This is a genomic window from Salinivibrio kushneri, from assembly GCF_005280275.1.
Lineage (GTDB): Bacteria > Pseudomonadota > Gammaproteobacteria > Enterobacterales > Vibrionaceae > Salinivibrio > Salinivibrio kushneri.
Genome location: NZ_CP040021.1, coordinates 831,874 through 849,182 on the forward strand (window position 1 = coordinate 831,874; position 17,309 = coordinate 849,182).

Annotated in this window: 15 protein-coding genes and 1 pseudogene; 12 read left to right on the top strand and 4 right to left on the bottom strand. The window is 50.5% G+C overall.

Annotated features, from left to right (window positions below):
* Positions 1-98: 98 nt before the first annotated feature.
* Entirely contained in the window at positions 99-995 is an 897-nt protein-coding gene (locus tag FCN78_RS04060; RefSeq protein WP_077520246.1) for a TIGR01777 family oxidoreductase, read from the bottom strand.
* 226 nt (positions 996-1,221) lie between these two features.
* Between FCN78_RS04060 and FCN78_RS04065 the strand changes: the two genes are divergently transcribed.
* The 5 genes from FCN78_RS04065 to FCN78_RS04085 all read left to right on the top strand — a co-directional run bounded on the left by FCN78_RS04065 (position 1,222) and on the right by FCN78_RS04085 (position 6,102).
* The gene (locus FCN78_RS04065; RefSeq protein ID WP_069361069.1) at positions 1,222-1,947 is read left to right on the top strand and encodes a DUF1538 domain-containing protein; all 726 of its coding nucleotides are present in this window, start codon (positions 1,222-1,224) and stop codon (positions 1,945-1,947) included.
* On the top strand, positions 1,944-2,726 hold the full coding sequence (locus tag FCN78_RS04070; protein ID WP_069361068.1) for a DUF1538 domain-containing protein: 783 nt from the start codon (positions 1,944-1,946) through the stop codon (positions 2,724-2,726). The genes FCN78_RS04065 and FCN78_RS04070 overlap by 4 nt, the downstream gene beginning before the upstream one ends.
* A gap of 9 nt (positions 2,727-2,735) precedes the next feature.
* Positions 2,736-3,086 (top strand): P-II family nitrogen regulator, encoded by a 351-nt coding sequence (locus FCN78_RS04075; protein WP_025674528.1) that lies wholly within the window; start codon positions 2,736-2,738, stop codon positions 3,084-3,086.
* The gene (locus tag FCN78_RS04080) at positions 3,083-3,505 is read left to right on the top strand and encodes a CBS domain-containing protein (RefSeq protein WP_077658824.1); all 423 of its coding nucleotides are present in this window, start codon (positions 3,083-3,085) and stop codon (positions 3,503-3,505) included. Before FCN78_RS04075 ends, FCN78_RS04080 begins: the two co-directional genes overlap by 4 nt.
* 221 nt (positions 3,506-3,726) lie before the next feature.
* On the top strand, positions 3,727-6,102 hold the full coding sequence (locus tag FCN78_RS04085) for a DUF4238 domain-containing protein (protein ID WP_077658825.1): 2,376 nt from the start codon (positions 3,727-3,729) through the stop codon (positions 6,100-6,102).
* Between the two features lie 340 nt (positions 6,103-6,442).
* On the opposite strand, the pseudogene FCN78_RS04090 reads toward FCN78_RS04085, so the two are convergent.
* Both FCN78_RS04090 and FCN78_RS04095 read right to left on the bottom strand, forming a co-directional pair.
* Positions 6,443-6,643, bottom strand: a pseudogene (locus tag FCN78_RS04090) (addiction module antidote protein); the annotation flags it as partial.
* Between the two features lie 186 nt (positions 6,644-6,829).
* A complete protein-coding gene (locus FCN78_RS04095; protein WP_077658826.1) occupies positions 6,830-8,371 on the bottom strand; it encodes an MFS transporter in 1,542 nt (513 codons plus the stop codon).
* Positions 8,372-8,717: 346 nt separating this feature from the next.
* On the opposite strand from FCN78_RS04095, the gene FCN78_RS04100 reads away from it, so the two are divergent.
* The 5 genes from FCN78_RS04100 to FCN78_RS04120 all read left to right on the top strand — a co-directional run bounded on the left by FCN78_RS04100 (position 8,718) and on the right by FCN78_RS04120 (position 13,523).
* Positions 8,718-9,029 carry an ArsR/SmtB family transcription factor gene (locus tag FCN78_RS04100; RefSeq protein WP_077658827.1) on the top strand — a complete coding sequence of 104 codons (312 nt, stop codon included), beginning with the start codon at positions 8,718-8,720 and terminating at the stop codon, positions 9,027-9,029.
* A gap of 384 nt (positions 9,030-9,413) precedes the next feature.
* Positions 9,414-10,325 (top strand): beta-keto acid cleavage family enzyme, encoded by a 912-nt coding sequence (locus FCN78_RS04105; RefSeq protein WP_077658828.1) that lies wholly within the window; start codon positions 9,414-9,416, stop codon positions 10,323-10,325.
* Entirely contained in the window at positions 10,322-11,278 is a 957-nt protein-coding gene (locus FCN78_RS04110; RefSeq protein WP_077658829.1) for an L-carnitine dehydrogenase, read from the top strand. The genes FCN78_RS04105 and FCN78_RS04110 overlap by 4 nt, the downstream gene beginning before the upstream one ends.
* Positions 11,278-11,739: a thioesterase family protein gene (locus FCN78_RS04115; protein WP_077649095.1), complete on the top strand. Its 462-nt coding sequence runs from the start codon at positions 11,278-11,280 to the stop codon at positions 11,737-11,739. Before FCN78_RS04110 ends, FCN78_RS04115 begins: the two co-directional genes overlap by 1 nt.
* A gap of 29 nt (positions 11,740-11,768) precedes the next feature.
* Positions 11,769-13,523, top strand: a complete 1,755-nt coding sequence (locus FCN78_RS04120) for a BCCT family transporter (RefSeq protein WP_235607540.1) — start codon at positions 11,769-11,771, stop codon at positions 13,521-13,523.
* A 141-nt stretch (positions 13,524-13,664) separates the two neighbouring features.
* On the opposite strand, the gene FCN78_RS04125 is transcribed toward FCN78_RS04120, so the two are convergent.
* Complete coding sequence (locus FCN78_RS04125) at positions 13,665-14,636, bottom strand: GlxA family transcriptional regulator (RefSeq protein ID WP_077658831.1); 972 nt, start codon at positions 14,634-14,636, stop codon at positions 13,665-13,667.
* A gap of 271 nt (positions 14,637-14,907) precedes the next feature.
* Between FCN78_RS04125 and FCN78_RS04130 the strand changes: the two genes are divergently transcribed.
* Positions 14,908-16,281, top strand: coding sequence for a hemolysin family protein (locus tag FCN78_RS04130; protein ID WP_069361058.1), 1,374 nt, complete (start codon positions 14,908-14,910; stop codon positions 16,279-16,281).
* Positions 16,278-17,294: a CNNM domain-containing protein gene (locus tag FCN78_RS04135; protein WP_077658832.1), complete on the top strand. Its 1,017-nt coding sequence runs from the start codon at positions 16,278-16,280 to the stop codon at positions 17,292-17,294. Before FCN78_RS04130 ends, FCN78_RS04135 begins: the two co-directional genes overlap by 4 nt.
* The last annotated feature ends 15 nt before the right edge of the window (positions 17,295-17,309 follow it).

Consider the following 17,309-nt stretch of genomic DNA (forward strand, 5'->3'; position numbering starts at 1 on the left):
AACAAAGCGGGTATCAAGAAAGTTGATACCCGCTTTTTTGTATACAACGTCTAGCAAAATCCGGCTAATAACACCGCTTGTGCGAAAGACAAAAGCCGCTACTTAAACAAAGACTGCATCGCTTCTTCCACCTTGGGGTGCTGGAAATTAAAGCCCGCGTCCTCCAACGCATGGGGTAGGGCGCGCTGGCTATCGAGCAGCAAGTGCGAGGCTTCCCCCATCATGGTTTTAATCGCCAGAGTAGGGACAAAGAACACGTGTGGGCGTTTTAAAGCACGGGCAAGCGCCTGACTAAAACGTTTATTGGTGACCGGCTCTGGCGCGGTGCAGTTAAACGGCCCTTTAAGCTCAGGGGTATTGAGCAGGTGGATAATCGCGCCGACCATATCATCAATATGGATCCACGGCATGTATTGCTGGCCTTTACCAATGGGGCCGCCAAGGCCAAGTTTATACGGCAGCATCATCCGTTTGAGCGCGCCACCTTCAGCGCTTAACACCACGCCGGTGCGCAGCAAGCACACCCGCGTCTGTTGCGAGGCACCTTTCAAGGCAATTTTTTCCCATTGATGACACACATGCTGGGCAAAATCATCGGCATGAACCACCAAGGTTTCGTCAAAGCTGCGATCTTGCTGATCGCCGTAATATCCTACTGCCGAGCCGCTGATAAAGGTGTGAGGTGGGGTGCTGCTGGCATGGATTTTCTCGACCAGCTTTTCCGTTAATCCCCAGCGACTGGTGCAGATGATGCCTTTTTGTTGCTCACTCCAGCGTTTATCGGCAATCGGCTCGCCCGCCAGATTGATAACCGCATCAATATCATTCAGGTGAGGGAGGTCATCAAGGCGCTCTAACGGCGTGACTTTATCGCCAAAGCACTGGGTGACCTTTTGCTTCGAGCGCGATAACACAGTGACCTGATGCTCGGTCAGCAAGCGAGGAATTAACGCCTGACCAATCAGGCCAGTGCCGCCAGTGATTAACAGTTTCATGCCTGATGTCCTAACGTCGAGTAATGGGTGATATAGATAACGCTAAGAGGGTTTTAGACTTAGCGCAAGTGATTGCTTTGTATCCTGTTACGTACCGCAACCAAAATCGGTTTGATCGCGCAGTTTTCTCCTCTGCCCCTCGCACGCCAAATTGGGAGTGCTAACATAAATATGCGCATAAAAAGTGTGCTTTTCATTTTACTACGCAGGGAGTCATGTCGCCTACATGCAAGCGTTATTCAAATCATTGCTAGGAAGCTTTCGCGATCTCTTACCCATCATCCTAGTGATCGGCTTTTTTCAAGTGATTGTCCTGCAACAACCGCTGCCCAACTGGATTTCGATTACCTTTGGCTTGGTGCTGGTGGTCGTGGGGCTGACCTTATTTGTATACGGCTTAGACATGGGGCTATTCCCGATTGGCGAATCCATGGCACATTCGCTGGCACACAAAGGCAGTTTAGGGTGGTTAATTGCGTTCGCGTTTTTGCTCGGTTTTGGCACCACTATTGCGGAACCCGCACTTACCGCGGTGGCGGCGGAAGCGGCAGATGTCGCCGCTAACGGCGGGATGATAAACACCACAGAGGCAGCCAAAGATAGCTACGCCAATGGGCTGCGGCTAACCGTGGCGCTTTCGGTCGGTTTTGCGATTGTGCTGGGGGTGGTGCGAATTATGAAAGGCTGGCCGATCCACCGTTTAATCATTGGCGGCTATTTGTTGGTGGTGGCAATGACCATGGTCGCACCGCCCAGCATTATCGGCATTGCCTATGACTCGGGTGGGGTGACCACCTCGACCATCACGGTGCCATTGGTGACCGCGCTTGGCGTGGGGCTGGCGACCGTGATCAAAGGGCGTAACCCCATGGTGGATGGCTTTGGCTTGATTGCCTTTGCCTCGCTATCGCCGATGATCTTCGTGATGGCCTACGGCATGGTGGTGGCATGAACAATCCACTCACTCTGTTTCTCGACACCTTTTTCTCCACCGTGCGCGATGTGATCCCGATTATCGCGATCATCTTTGGCTTTCAGCTGTTTGTATTGCGCAAAGCGCTCAACAACCCCAAACGGATCTTTCTCGGCTTTTTCTATGTGATCTTGGGCTTGAGCCTGTTTTTAATGGGGCTGGAGCTGGCGCTATTCCCGCTGGGATCGTCGATGGCCGAGCAGCTGACCGCTCCCGATTTTGTCGGCGCAGCGCTCAAAGCCGGCGGCGAGATTAATTGGCAAGCCTACTACTGGGTGTATCTGTTTGCCGCGGCGATTGGCTTTAGCACCACAGTGGCTGAGCCCTCGTTAATTGCGGTGGCAATCAAAGCAGCCAAGGTTTCGGGCGGGGCGATCCGGGTGAATGGGTTGCGCGCCTCGGTGGCGCTCGGGGTGGCAATGGGGATTGCCTTGGGGTGCTATCGCATTGTGGTGGGCGATCCGCTCCATTATTACATCATCACCGGCTATGTGGTGGTGGTGATCCAAACCTATTTTGCTCCGCCGTTTATCGTGCCTTTGGCCTATGATTCTGGAGGGGTGACCACCTCAACCGTGACCGTGCCTTTGGTGACGGCGCTCGGGCTGGGGCTAGCCTCTACCGTACCGGGAAGAAACCCGATGCTTGATGGTTTTGGCTTAATTGCGTTTGCTAGTTTGTTTCCGATGATCACCGTGATGGGTTATGCCCAAATCACAGCCTATTTACAGAAAAAGCACGCACAGCGTTCATCGTAAGGAGAGCCTATGCGGTTCAAATTAATCATGGCGTTTATTGAAGATGCCAAAACCGATGCGGTGCTCGATGCCGCCAGACAAGCCGGCGCTACCGGCGCGACCATTATTAACAATGCGCGTGGCGAAGGCTTGGTGAAAAAGAAAACCTTTTTAGGGCTGACGCTGGATGTGCAGCGGGACGTAGCCATCTTCCTAGTGGAAGAGCACTTAGCGCGCACCATACTTGAAACCATTAATGATGTAGGCGAGTTCGATGCCACCTCCGGCAGTGGTATCGCGGTGCAAATTGATGTGGAAGATGCCGTGGGCGTGGCCCACCAAATGCGAGAATTAACCGAAGTGGTGAAGGACGAGTTATGAAACAACATAAAACGGTAAGAGATGTGATGCATGCCCATGCCGTGTGTATTGATGGGCTCACCACAGTCGAAGAAGCGATCCGCATTGCACGCCAAGAAGATGTCAAAGCACTGATTATTAATAAACGCGATGATGGCGACGAGTTCGGCCTGGTGTTAATGAACGACATTGCCAAAAAAGTGCTCGCCAAAAACCGCGCACCATCACGGGTGAATGTTTATGAGGTTATGACCAAACCCGCGCTTAGCGTCTCCCCCGATATGAATGTGAAATACTGCGCCCGTTTATTCGAACGCTTCGGCATCAGCCGCGCCCCCGTAATCGAAAACGGCCAAGTCCTTGGCATGGTCAGTTATAACCTGATCGTGATCTACGGCATGCTCGCCGAAGAAGTGGATAGTCAGCATAGGAAGGATTAGGGTAGGTGTCACTGTGATTTTTAAGGGAGTAGGGGCTAGCTCATTTATGCCCCAAAGCGTCTCAGCCGAGGCATTATGATGGCGCGGTTAAGTCGTTTATATCCTAACATTGGTAATGTGACGTACTTTGAGTAACTAAATTGCTTGTCCGCTTCCGGTAACTAAATTGTTGCGATACGCTACCCATATGTATGAAGATGCTTTGATATGATGGCGATAGAGTGACTAAAACAAGAGATAACCATTTTGTGCCGCAATGGCACCAAAAAGGCTTTATGGATGAGCGAGATAATCAGCTTTGCCACTTAATGCGCCGAGACATTGACCTGAAGAATGGTGAAACCAAAACGGTCTATTCCAAGAAATGGCAAACTTCCGCTCAACGTTTCTATAAAAAAGATCTCTATTCAACATTTTTGGGAACAGAAGTTAATGATGAGATCGAACAAAAACTCTTTGGTCCTATTGATGACAATGGCTGTAGAGCTATTCGTGCATTCCTAACTGACGACCAATCTCAATGGCATCAGAATTTTCAGAATCTATTCATTTATCTTGATGCTCAAAAGCTAAGAACACCAAAAGGTTTAGACTGGGTTCAGAGTAAATACCCAGATCTAACTCAGCTACAACTCATGATGGAAATGCAATCTCTGCGGTCTATGCACTGTACTTTTTGGGCTGAAGGTGTACGGGAACTAGTATCTGCTGAGAATTCTGACGTTAAGTTTATAGTGTCAGACCATCCAGTGACAATTTACAACTATGCCTGCTCTCCAGATTCTGAGTTGTGTGGATACCCTAGTGATCCTGATATCTCCTTAAAGGGGTCGCAAACCATATTCCCTTTAGATAAGAATCGATGTTTGATTCTGACGAACCTTGAATATGCTCAGGACCCAGATAACGCAAATCCGCTTCAGCAACGAACCAATGCCACCCGTATTCGTCAAAGCATGGTCAACACCATTGAGTTTATCAACTCTCGTAAATTAACCTCGGACGAAGTGAGAAAAATTAACTACGTTATTAAAAGTAGAGCTCAATCATCAGTTGCAGCAGGCAAAGAGGAATGGCTATACCCTGAAAATGATTTAACTTGTGATTGGGCTGATATAAGGCACGTCCTGTTGCCTCCTTCTGGTGAACTGCACAGATATGGTGGTGAAATGTTTGCCAAGTTTGAAGATGGCTCCGTGCACTATCAGGATGCATTTGGCCGGATTACACCTCCAAATGATTACCTGAACAAGAATATCGACGAAGCTCAGATTGGTAGAAATTCCCTTTGTGGTTGTGGCCGAAAGTACAAGAATTGTTGTCGTAACGTTCCTGTAGACCTGCGCGCTACTTGGGATGTCGCAAGTATTCGTGAGCGAAATCTAGCATTTTGCAACTGTATTCGTAATGTTCTTGGTTTAGATAGCGGTAAAACATGGTTGGATGTCAGGCGCGAACTATCTGACGATCAGATATCCAAAATCTACGGTTTCTATTCATCCTTGTGGCCTCGTGAAACTGATATTTACTCGCTGCTGCCCAAGCCCGATGGAAAGTTTAGAGGGCTGTATACAGGCCCAGTAGACGTGCGGGTGATTGGTGCTCATGCATTACCGTTGGCGTCTGTATTTGACGAATTTTTGATAGAATCACCAATAACCAACTCTAACAATATCAGGCCAGAGTTTAGCCCTAAACAATCACCAAGTAAGTATAAATATCAAGCATTAAAGGACTTCCTATTCATGCTTGAGATAGAGCCGTTTATTGGGCTTGGCCTAGTTAACCTTATTCCCAATCCAAGCGAATTTGATCTCAGTCTAATGAGAGCCATGATGGACATGGCTAGGGATCGGGCTCGCCCAGACGAGATAATCTGCGAGCAAGATCGGCGGCTATACCTTCGTCTTTCAACTGAAGACTTGCTAAATTCAATGGCGATGATGCCTAGAGGCGCGAAAATCCAAGTACTAGTGCATCAGTTTGGGTTAACTGAAGAAATGGCAACAGATAGCATTTCAAAATTAGAACGCTATGCAGAGGCTTCACCACTGATGATGTTGCAACAGATGAATGCTGGAGAAGGCGGGCAGTTCATGCAGTTTAGAATGGGGCCAAATTATGAAATGGCACTGTTTGTTGCACAGGTAACAGGTTCAGTAATAATCACAGACAGTAATTCGAGATGGCGAGAATTAGTTTCAGCACAACACAGGGAGCAGGGAATAATAAACTATCCATGGAATGATGCTTTGAGTCAATTAAGCTCAATTCCTATCGATTACCAGTTCCTAGAAACGTTGCAGAAATCTCAACGTCACTTCTCTATAGCCAGAAATCTTATACAGACGGCAGATCGTATGGTCTTGGGCGACGATCGTGATGTAGCTAAATTGACTCGATTAGCTGGTCAGGCTAGAGAGCTTGTTGACCAACTCGGACAAGTTAACGATCAGTTAGTGACCAGCTCATTCAAAGTACTCAGCCCAGAGGGTGGATTCTATGACAGTAATGTTCAACGGTTATTGGCTCAGTCTAGATGTCTGAGATATGACAATCGAGTCAGGTCGATTTACGGTATTGGTCTTCCAGAATAAACCATATTAAGAGCCGACAGCTAGTTCGGGTAAGTACAGAACTATACCACCTATGCTAGACACGCCTTTAGGAGACTTTCCATACCTAAATTAATTCATAATTTGCTAAATTAGCAAGACCGTCTAAACAGTTTTGTTCATTTATAAGCTAAAGTCTCAATGGCTTACCCTCTAGCGCCACTCCACCAAGCAGCCCGCACTATTCAGCGCGGGCTCACTCATTTGATGGATTGTATCGGCTGGTTTAACAACTTTTGACAGCAGCGCCGCAGTGACTACTGCGCGTTTGTTGACTTAGACCAAGCCTCGACTCCACTCCCTAAGGCATCCACAATCGCCATCAGTGTCTTGAGGGATTGCCTTTTTGGCTGAGTGTGCGGTAGAGCGTTTCTCGTGAAAGACCGGTTTGCTTGGCAACATCTGCCATTCTTATGGCGCGTGCGATCACACCCAGAGCATCGGCGATAAATGCGGGGTCGCACGCTGGCATCTCTTCATCTAAGTAAGCTTGAAGTGCTTCTTGATTGTCCAAGAATGCCGCTGGAGCAAAAGTGCGTCATGGAGGTTTGGGCGTTGTTATCATAACGGTCTGTCTTCATGCGAATAAGTCAATCGGGTTGCTGATGACAGTGTAGAGAAAGAACAGGAACGCCACTCGATTCTAACCGAATGGCGTTACAGGTCGAAATTTTATCAGTGTTTTAGCGATAGCTCATCCATGATGAACCTATATATCTGATGCTTCAGCAGGTGATCGTTTCGGCTCTTTACGCAAGAGTCCGAATACCATTAAACTAACCAGTAAGGCGATTGATCCGAGTACAACATTTGTGGCTGTAAACGCATAGTTATAGGTGCGAATCACTTCTTTTAATAGAAACTCTTGATTGACTCCAGAGGTTGCTTCAACCATCGAAACAAAGTTACCGGATGTAATGCTATTCACCCATTCGCCGATGTTTGGTAATTCAAGTGCACGTAAGTTAACTGGAACAATCTCAGACAAAGTTGAACTGAGTAATGACCCATACAAGGCGACTGCAATGGCTTCACTTCCTAGTCTAAAGGTATTCAATAATCCTGCTGCCATACCTATTTCATTTGAATCAACACAACTTAGCGCTTCTCCATCTACAAGCCCGGCGGACATTCCCATCCCTATCCCGATTAATAATAAAGAGATAGATAAAACTGGGAGGTTAAGAACAATATCAATGGATGATAACAGTAGTGATGTTCCTATCAACATGCTTAAAATACTTATATACATTAGAAGCTTAGAACTCACTCCTCTTGATGCCAATTTTCCGGCAATCAAAGGAAATATTAGAACTGGTGACGTTAGAAAGATCATCATTAGTCCAGCTTTTGAGGCTGGTAGTTGCATAGGGCCTGTCAGATAGGTCGGGAAATAGGTTAACAAGGTGACGAAAGTGAAACTCGCGACGACCGGAACTAAAATAAACCCTAAAAACTTACGATTTTTAAGTAGGCTTAAATTAAGTACAGGGTTTTTGGCTAATTGAGCACGGATAAGAAATAGAATAAAAAGTATAGCGCCGCTGGCTAGCGTTAGCAGGCTTTCTGAGCTTTCCCATCCCCAGTCATAACCTTTTGACAGAGCAAGCATCAGCAAGAACATACTTGAAATGAAAAGTAGTGAACCCAAGAAATCTACTTGTGAAAGGCGTACATCCGCTGCTTCATCTGAAGGGATTTTAGTACTAACCAGCAGTACAGAAAAAAGCGCGACTGCATGCATGGCGAAAATTACTTGCCAGCTCCACATTTCTAACAATAGTCCTGAAATTGTAGGACCTAATGTAATGCCTAACCCTGCTGTCGTCCCAAATAATGCGAATGCTTTGGTACGTTGATTTCCTTCAAATACATGTACAAAAATGGCACTACCACATGAGAAAATTGCGGCTCCTCCTACACCGGCTAAAGCTCGAAAGATATCGAGCCACAGGGCATTGTTGGCCAAAAAAGAACCAACTGATGCTAATGTGTAAATCAATGCACCAGCAATAAAAGAGCGCTTTCGACCAAAAATATCAGAGAGTTTCCCCCAAATCAGTGTAAAACAAGCGAACGTCAGGTTGAAAGCATTCACCACCCATTGAAGACTTGCAAGGTCAGATTGCATATCTGCACTAATATAAGGCAGTGCAATCGCGGTACCTGAAATAGAGCTTGGTACAACAAATACAGCTAATAGTACGGAAAATAAGATAAGTAGATTTGTATTTTTATTAAGTGTAGTCATAGATTATAAACCCTATAGACTTGTCATTATTGGTAGGTTGTCCGGGCGTCTTAAAATAATACCCTCCGACCATGGTATAGAGCCGCCTTCCACTGAGCTGCGCTGCAGTTGATTTAACTTCGAACAAATTGTTGCACCTTTAAGGTCCATCTATACCTCTTACCTCTCTGTGCGTTACTAAAGATGTCGTAACGCTTTTACGTATTCATTTCAAAGTTTGAAAAAATGCATTCATATGAGAACATACAGGTGTTTTGGTATCATCGTACGTTCGATAAGTTTCGAACCTTACATATGTATGAAAAGCATGTCAATGTGTTTGTATTTTTGAGCAGGTAGGAATGTCATGGCAAAAGTTGAAACAGGAACGCAGAACAGCGGAGATGAGCTGCTGGAGATCTTGAAGGCGCTTGCACACCCCATTAGGTTAAAAATCATCGTTGACTTAATCAGTGATGAGGCTGATGCAGAAAGGCATTGCACCTCTTTTGGCCTCACGGTTACGAAAGCAACGCGGTCACATCATTTTAAAATTCTGAAAGATTCAGGCCTTATTACTCATGTTGATCGTGGCAACCGGTCGTTCGCTAAACTTCGCAGGGAGGAGTTAGAAGCGGCTTATCCGGGGTTGTTAAATATGCTAAAAAGCAGCTACTGACTGTGCATGCATGTTTTAGTAAACAATCGCTAATAATATGGACACTGCCACTCACCTACAGATAACAGTTGGTGAGTTATACGAGGAAGACGTCATCGTACCCTCAGAGATAGCTTTAGCTAAACCATTCACACCACCAGAAAGCCTGCGCTATTCAGTGCGGGCCTTGTCATTTCAGTGTGTTGAGCCTGCTGGATGACCACTCCACCGCTACTTCACCGTCAAATATTCTCATCGCTGCGTTGTAAACCGTGTCGTTTTCTTGAACGAACTCCTCTTCTCACTATGTCTCTTTTTGCTGCTTTTATGTCGCGTAGTGTCAAGTTATGACGCTGTATTCCCGACACACTGTGGCCAGTTTAATCAAGCGACAAGAGGCCGAACATGAATCGCAGCGTCATCCTTACCTGCGCCGTCACCGGTGCGGGCGATACCACGGGCAAAAACCCCAATGTGCCAGTCACGCCAAAACAGATTGCCGATAACTGTATTGAGGCGGCGCGTGCTGGTGCCAGTGTCGCTCATATTCACGTGCGTGACCCTGAAACAGGCGGCATTAGCCATAATATTGATCACTTCCGTGAGGTGATGGAGCGCGTTCGCGAATCAGACGTCGATATTGTCATGAACATCACCGGCGGTGGCGGCGGTGATTGGATGCCGGACGCTCAAGATCCAAGCCGTGGTGGCCCGGGCACCGATATGCAAACCCCAGCCGAGCGTCATGCGCCAGTGGGCGAGCTATTGCCTGAGCTGTGCACCTTAGATTGCGGCAGCCTGAATTTTGGTGACATGGTGTACATTAACACCGCCGACTGGCTACGTGAGCAAGCCCGTATGGTGCAGGCCGCGGGCGTGAAAGCAGAGCTGGAGTGCTTTGACTTAGGCCACGTTTGGTTTGCCCGCCAGCTACAAAAAGAAGGTTTGCTCGAGGGCGATCCGTTGTTTCAGCTTTGCTTAGGCATTCCTTGGGGCGCAGAAGCGGACACCGAAACCATGTTGGCCATGCGCAATAAGCTGCCTGAAAACGCCAACTGGGCGGCGTTTGGAATTGGTCGCCATCAGATGCCGATGGTGGCGCAAGCCATGTTGCTGGGTGGCCATGCCCGCGTGGGCTTGGAAGATAACCTCTACTTAGAAAAAGGGGTAATGGCGACCAACGGCGGCTTGGTAGAAAAGGCGAGCACCATCATTGAAAACCTTGGCGGTCGTATTATGACGCCCGCACAAACGCGCGCTGCGCTGAAACTGGTTGATCCTAAGACGGGTAAGCCGGTTGAAGGAGGTGACCAATGAGCAAGCAGTTAGCGGTCATCGGCACTGGTGTGATTGGTAATGGTTGGATTGCGCGTGCCTTGGCGCAGGGCTGGGACGTGATTGCCTATGACCCTGACCCACAAGCGCCCACTCGCACCCGTGCCTTTGTGACCAATGCCTGGCCATCGTTAGAAAAACTGGGCCTTGCCGAAGGCGCGGATCCTGCTCGGTTAACCTTTGTTGATAGCCTTGAGCAGGCGGTGAAAGAGGCCGACCTGATCCAAGAGAACGTGCCGGAGCGCATTGATATTAAGCGCGAGACCTTGGCGGCAATTGATGCTGCTGCGGCGCCAAGCGCGATTATTGGCTCATCGACCTCTGGCTTTAAACCCACCGAGCTGCAGACGGATTGCCATAACCACCCAGGGCGGGTGATGGTAGCGCATCCTTTTAATCCGGTGTATTTGTTGCCGCTGGTTGAATTAGTGGGCGGCGAGGCTACTCAATCGGATCATATTGACTGCGCCCATGCACTTTACCAAGCGCTGGCAATGCGTCCCTTGGTGGTTAAGCGCGAAATCGAGGGGCATATTGCAGACCGCTTGATGGAAGCGCTATGGCGTGAAGCCTTGCACCTGGTTAACGACGGGGTGGCCACTACTGAAGAGATTGATGCGGCAGTGGTTTATGGCTGTGGCCTGCGCTGGTCACTGATGGGCACCTTCTTAACTTTCCATCTGGCCGGTGGTGAGCAGGGCATGCGCCATATGCTAGAGCAGTTCGGTCCGGCGCTAAAACTGCCGTGGACCAAGCTGGAAGCGCCTGAGCTGACCGATGATCTGATTGATAAAGTGGTCGAAGGCTGTGAACACCAAGCCGCGGGTCGTCCTGTTTCTGAGCTAGACCGTCGCCGTGATGCGTTTTTGGTCGAGCTTTTAGACTTGGCGCAGAAGTATTGGCCCGAGGCTGAAGGTTTGGAAGGGCGCATCTAATGGCACTGTTAACGATAGACGTCGCCCCCGACTGGGTCGATTATAACGGACACATGAACGATGCCGAGTATGCGCGCGTGTTCTCGCTGGGTGTCGATGCACTAATGGCTACCATTGGCTTGGATGACGCAGGCCGCACCCAGCATGGCTATACCATTTATACCCTAGAAACCCATTTGTGTTACCGACGTGAGGCGCATCAAGGCCAGACCTTGGTGGTCGACGTGACCGTGTTAGCGCGTGATCAAAAGCGTCTGCATGTGTTTATGCAAATGCGTGATAGCCAAGGTGAGGTGCTGGCCACCAGCGAGCAGATGCTGATGGGCATCGATACGCAAACCGGTCGCCCCGCACCGTTTCCGGATGCTGTCTCCAGCCTGATTGAGCGGCTGCCTACCGCATCCGACAATGAGTGGCCCCAGCTTGCTGGGCGTCGCATCGGCCTACCCAGTAGGCAGTGAGCGCGTCGTCACCAAGATGGTGAGCCATCATGAGGTCCCGCCCAGCAGAGCCTGGGCGGATTACGGGATCGCCGGCCCGACTTCCGGCTCAAGGAGGAATCATTATCGCTACTTCAACACCCCCAAACTCACCCCAACGTGGTGACAGCCAGCAGGCTGCTACCTCGACCGATTATATGGTCACCGAGCTTGCGCAAGGTGGCTTCTTCCAAGGCATGCACCGCGGCATGACCATTTGTTCAGCCGTATTGGTACTGGCGTTTGTGCTGTTCACCGGCTTTCAATCCGAGACGGCCAGTGTCTTGTTCGGTGCCACGCGCACCTGGATTGAAAGTACCTTTAGTGGCTACTACCTGGTCACCGTGATGCTGTTATTGACCGTGTGCGGGTTTATCGTTTTCAGCAAGTACGGCAACGTGCGGCTCGGCCCTGACGACAGTCGTCCAGAGTTTAGTAACTTCTCTTGGTTCTCGATGTTGTTCTCTGCCGGCATTGGTATTGGCATCCTGTTTTTTGGGGTGGCCGAACCCATCTTTTATCTCGATAACACCGGTGGATTTGGTTATCCCAACAATCCCCACGCCGACATGGCGGGCGCGGCGGCCATTGGCTATGAGCGCGCCATCGATGCGCTGCGGGTCACCGTGTTCCACTGGGGGCTGCATGGCTGGGCCATCTATGTGATTGTCGGTATGTCGCTGGCGTATTTTGCCTACCGTAAGCAACTCCCTTTGGCCCTGCGCTCGGCGCTTTATCCTTTTATCGGCGATCGTATTTTCGGTGCCTGGGGCCATCTGTTTGACATCCTTGGGGTGCTGGGTTGCGTGTTTGGTGTGGCGACGTCGCTCGGGCTTGGCGTGAGTCAAATGGCCGTGGGGCTGGAGCGCTTGATGGGAATCGCCTCTGGCTTATCGACCCAACTGGTGTTGATTGCGGTGATTTCGTTTATCTCGATTGTGTCGGCGGTCTCTGGTGTGCGCCGCGGGATCCGTATTATTTCGCAGATGAATATTTGGGTGTCGGTGTTTGTGGTTGGCGTCTTTTTAATTGGCGGCCCCACACTGTGGTTGTTCGGCGCGTTTGGTGAAACCTTACTCGACTATGCGATTAACTTTATCCCGATGGGGCTGTGGTTTGCTGATGAGCCGGGTACGGTAGATTGGCAGCAGGCCTGGACTATTTTCTATTGGGGCTGGTGGCTTGCCTGGGCGCCCTTTGTAGGGTTGTTTATTGCGCGTATTTCCAAAGGGCGCACCCTGCGTGAGTTCGTGTTGGGGGTATTGTTTGTGCCTACCTTGCTGATCTTTGTCTGGTTGGTGATTTTTGGCGGCAATGCGATTTACCAGGAGCTGTATGCCAGTGGTGGTGTGGGCAGTGCCGGCATTATCGACTTGGTTAATGCTTGGGAGCTGCCAGCGGCCTTATTTGCGGCAGCTGATGGCATTGTTGGCACTGGCACGTTCGGCTGGATACTCTCGGCTCTGATGGTGTTCTTGCTGATGAGCTGGTTTGTGACCTCGTCGGACTCGGGCACCTTGGTGCTGACGACAATCTTATCTCTGGGTGACGAGGAGCCGCCGCGGCGTTTCCGTGTTATTTGGGGCGTAGTAATTGGCTTGGTGGCAGCAACGCTGCTAATGGCCGGCGGCCTTAAAGCGCTACAGACGGCATTGATCGCCGCCGCCTTGCCACTGAGCGTGGTGATTCTGGTGATGACCACCGGGGTGTTGATCTCACTGTTTGGTGAGTCGCGCCGCTCGCTGGTCGCGCCTAAAAAAAGCTAGCCGCCAAAAATAGCTGGCCGCGAAAAAATAGCGGTTTAAGGCGTCGCACCAAGACGCGCTAAACGCGAGACAAGCTGCTCATTCTGTTGCCGATTAGGGTGGCGGGGTGAGCGGCTTTTTATCTATCTTGTTTTTCTTCTTTTACTGGCTTTGGGCTTTGCGCATCTGGCGCGGTGACACACCGTAATGGCTGCGAAACGCGCGGGAAAAACTCGAGCTTGAGCTAAAGCCACACGCCAACCCCACGGACAACACATCGAGATCGGTTTCTTTTAGCAAGTAGTGGGCACGCTCTAGCCGCAACCCCAAATACCAGCTTCGTGGTGACTGGTTCAGCTCGCTATCAAAAAGCCGTTGCAGATGGCGAAGTGAGATACCACTGCGCTGAGCCACCTCGGCCAAAGGCAGGGGGGATTCTATATGGCGTTCCATCACATCCACCGCGTCGACCAGACGTCGGCGATGGGTGCCTAAACGGCGGGCGAGTGTCATTCGCTGTTGATCGCGCCGAGTACGAATGCGCTCGTGCACTAGCTGTTCAGAGACGTCGATCGCTAACTGGGTGCCGTGGCGACGCGCAATCACATCCAGCGCCATGTCCATCGCCGCTGCGCCCCCTGCGCATGAAAAACGCCGCCGTCCCAGTTCAAACAGCTCATCTGAGGTGCTTACCTCCGGAAAGCGCTCTTGAAACGAGGGCAGGCTTTCCCAATGTAAGGTGACCCGCTCACCCTTGAGCAAGTCGGCAGCGGCCAGCAAAAAGCAGCCGGTATCGAGCCCGCCGAGCGCGCAACCTGCCGCATCAAGGCGGTGCAGCCAGCGCATTAAGGGGCGACTTAAATAGGCTTCAGGATCAAAACCGCTACACACGGCCAGCGAGGGCAGGTCATGCACGGCATCAATCGCTTTGTCGGCCAGCAATGACATACCGTTAGACGCCTTCACTGGTTTGCCATCTTCACTGATCATTTGCCAATCAAATAGCGGCTTGCCACTGATCTGGTTGGCAATACGCAGTGGCTCGACGGCAGAGAAAAAGGCCATCATCGAGAAGCGGGGCAGTAAAAGAAAGCCGATGCATTCTGGCATCGAGCCTGTGTATTCAAGACGCATGACCGCAAACGAACAAAGAATGGTAGAAATAATGATGAGGGGCAGCCACTAGCCGGGTCAAGATAAGGTGAGCATTTGATTGATAAAAGTATTAAATCGTTTGGCTGCCAAACGCGTGACGGTGAGGTGTACAAAAATTAACTAGACTGTATCGATATCACCAGAATATACTCCGATTCCTCTTTCTACATAAGGCATATTTTGTGGATCCAACACGCGTCGATTGTCACTCCCCTTCACTGGTACGTTGTCACCAACAAAGGATGCAGTCATGATTGAACCTATGATTACCCTCCTGCTCGGTCTTTTCTTTATTTTGTTAATTATTGCCGCCAATGGCTACTTTGTGGCGCAAGAGTTTGCCTATATGGCGGTCGATCGCGCAAAGCTTGCGACCTTAGCCGCGACGGGCGATGCGTCGGCAAAACGGGCGCTGGCGGTGACAAAACGGACGAGCTTTATGTTATCTGGCGCGCAGCTTGGTATCACGGTCACCGGCTTGGTGTTGGGCTTTGTTGCCGAGCCGTTGGTCGGCGAGTCGATGGGCGTTTTATTGCAACAACTAGGCTTGTCGCTGGAAGCGGGGATCGCGATTGGCACCATGGCGACGCTCGCGGTGGCGATGATTGTGCAAATGATTTTGGGTGAGCTTTACCCGAAAAACTTAGCCATTGCCAATGCTGAACCCATGGCGCGTATGATGTCGCGTTCGACACTGATTTATATGTCGGTGTTTGGTTGGATCATCAGTTTCTTTGATAAATCCGCCAACCTGGTGCTACGGATGGTGGGGATTCAACCGGTGCATGATCTTGATATGAGTGCCTCAGAAGACGACTTACACCATATTATTGCCGACTCGCGAGAGAGCGGGGATTTGCCGGTGGAGTTGTCACTGATGATGGATAGGATCCTGGATTTTCCTGCGCGCGATGTTGAGCATGCGATGGTGCCGCGTTCGCAAGTTGATTGGGTGTCGCCAGAAACCAAGCTGTCCGAATTGTTGGCGCTGATGGCGCAAGCCCACACTCGTTATCCTGTGCTTGATAATAATGATGCGCCTGTGGGCGTGGTTCACCTGTCAGATGTCCTCGCGAAAACAGAGGCGGATTCAAATGATACCGTGGCGTCAGTGATGCGTCCTGCCAGTGTCCTCCCCACATTAATGCCGTTGCCAAATGCGCTGGATCAGTTGGTGCGCACGACCAATCAACTGGCGTGTGTGATTGATGAATATGGCGGCTTTGCTGGCGTATTAACGATTGAAGACTTGGCCATGGAGATCGTGGGGGAAATTACCGACGAACATGATAGTGATCATGCCGAGGCGGTTGTCCCTGAAAGCGACAATATTTGGTTAATGGACGGTGATGTGCACATCGACGAAGTGGAGCGTGCGATTGGTTATGATCTGCCGCGGGGTGATGTCGAAACCATAGCTGGCGTATTGATTGCGGCGTGTGGCGCATTGCCAGCCGTAGGGGATACGGTGACCATTGCGCTGCCGATTGACCCATCCGAACTGGCGGAGAGTCAACCAATTATGCGCCATCTTGAAGTGGATGTATTAAGCATTGAACGGCACATTCCCACGTCGGTGCGGGTCACGCTTATTGAGCAGCCCATTGTGGAGGATAATCAATGACCGATCCTTTAGTGGTCAGTGTGGTCACGCTGGCTTTGATTGTGTTGAGTGGCTTTTTTGTCATTATCGAGTTTGCCTTGATGGGCGCGCGTCGACATCGTTTGGAAGAAATGGCGGTAGAGAGTGGGTCGGCGCGGGCAGCGCTGCGTGGCATGAATGATTTGACCTTGATGCTGGCAGGGGCGCAATTAGGGATCACCTTTTGTACCTTTGCGCTAGGGGCGGTCACTAAGCCAGCGGTGGATGTCTGGGTAGGGCCCGTCTTTCTCGCGGTTGGCTTACCCGCTTGGGCGGCTGATGCGGCGGCCTTCGGATTTGCGCTGTTTGTGGTGACATTTTTGCACCTCGTCGTGGGTGAGATGGCACCGAAGTCTTGGTCGATTGCTCATCCAGAAAAGTCAGCCTTGGCAATCGGTGTTGTCTCGCACGCTTATGTGTGGCCGTTACGTCCGTTACTTCGCTGGATCAATCGTATTGCCAATCGCTTGGTGAAAGCCTCAGGGGTTGAGCCGGTAGAAAGCGCCGCGGTCGGGGGACAAGATATTCAGACCATTCGTCAATTGGTTGAGCATTCTGGGCAAGTGGGAACCTTGCAACCAGCGATTCAACGGCAATTGTCGGGGTTGATCGATCTGAGTTCGATTGCAATCGAAACCTTGGTCACCCAGGGGCAGGTGATGGCACATGTTGATAAACATGCAACGGTGGCAGAGGTGCGTGCTGTCGCCGTGGCGTCAGGGCATCTGCGTATTTTAATGACTGGCAACGAGGGGCTAAAGCCGTTGGTGGTGCACGTGCGGGATACGCTACTCGAACCGGCAGACCGACTCGCACGCGATGTCGCTCGCAATGCATATGTGTTAGATGCCAACACGCCCATCTACGAAGCGCTAGCGCGCATGCGTGAGGCCAGCGTTCAGCTTGCGGTGGTCAGTAAAGAGGGGGAAATGATTGGCGTGGTGACGCTGGCAGATATTTTAAAACGCGTGCTTCCGGTCACGGCAGCAAGTTAACCCGCTATTGGCCAA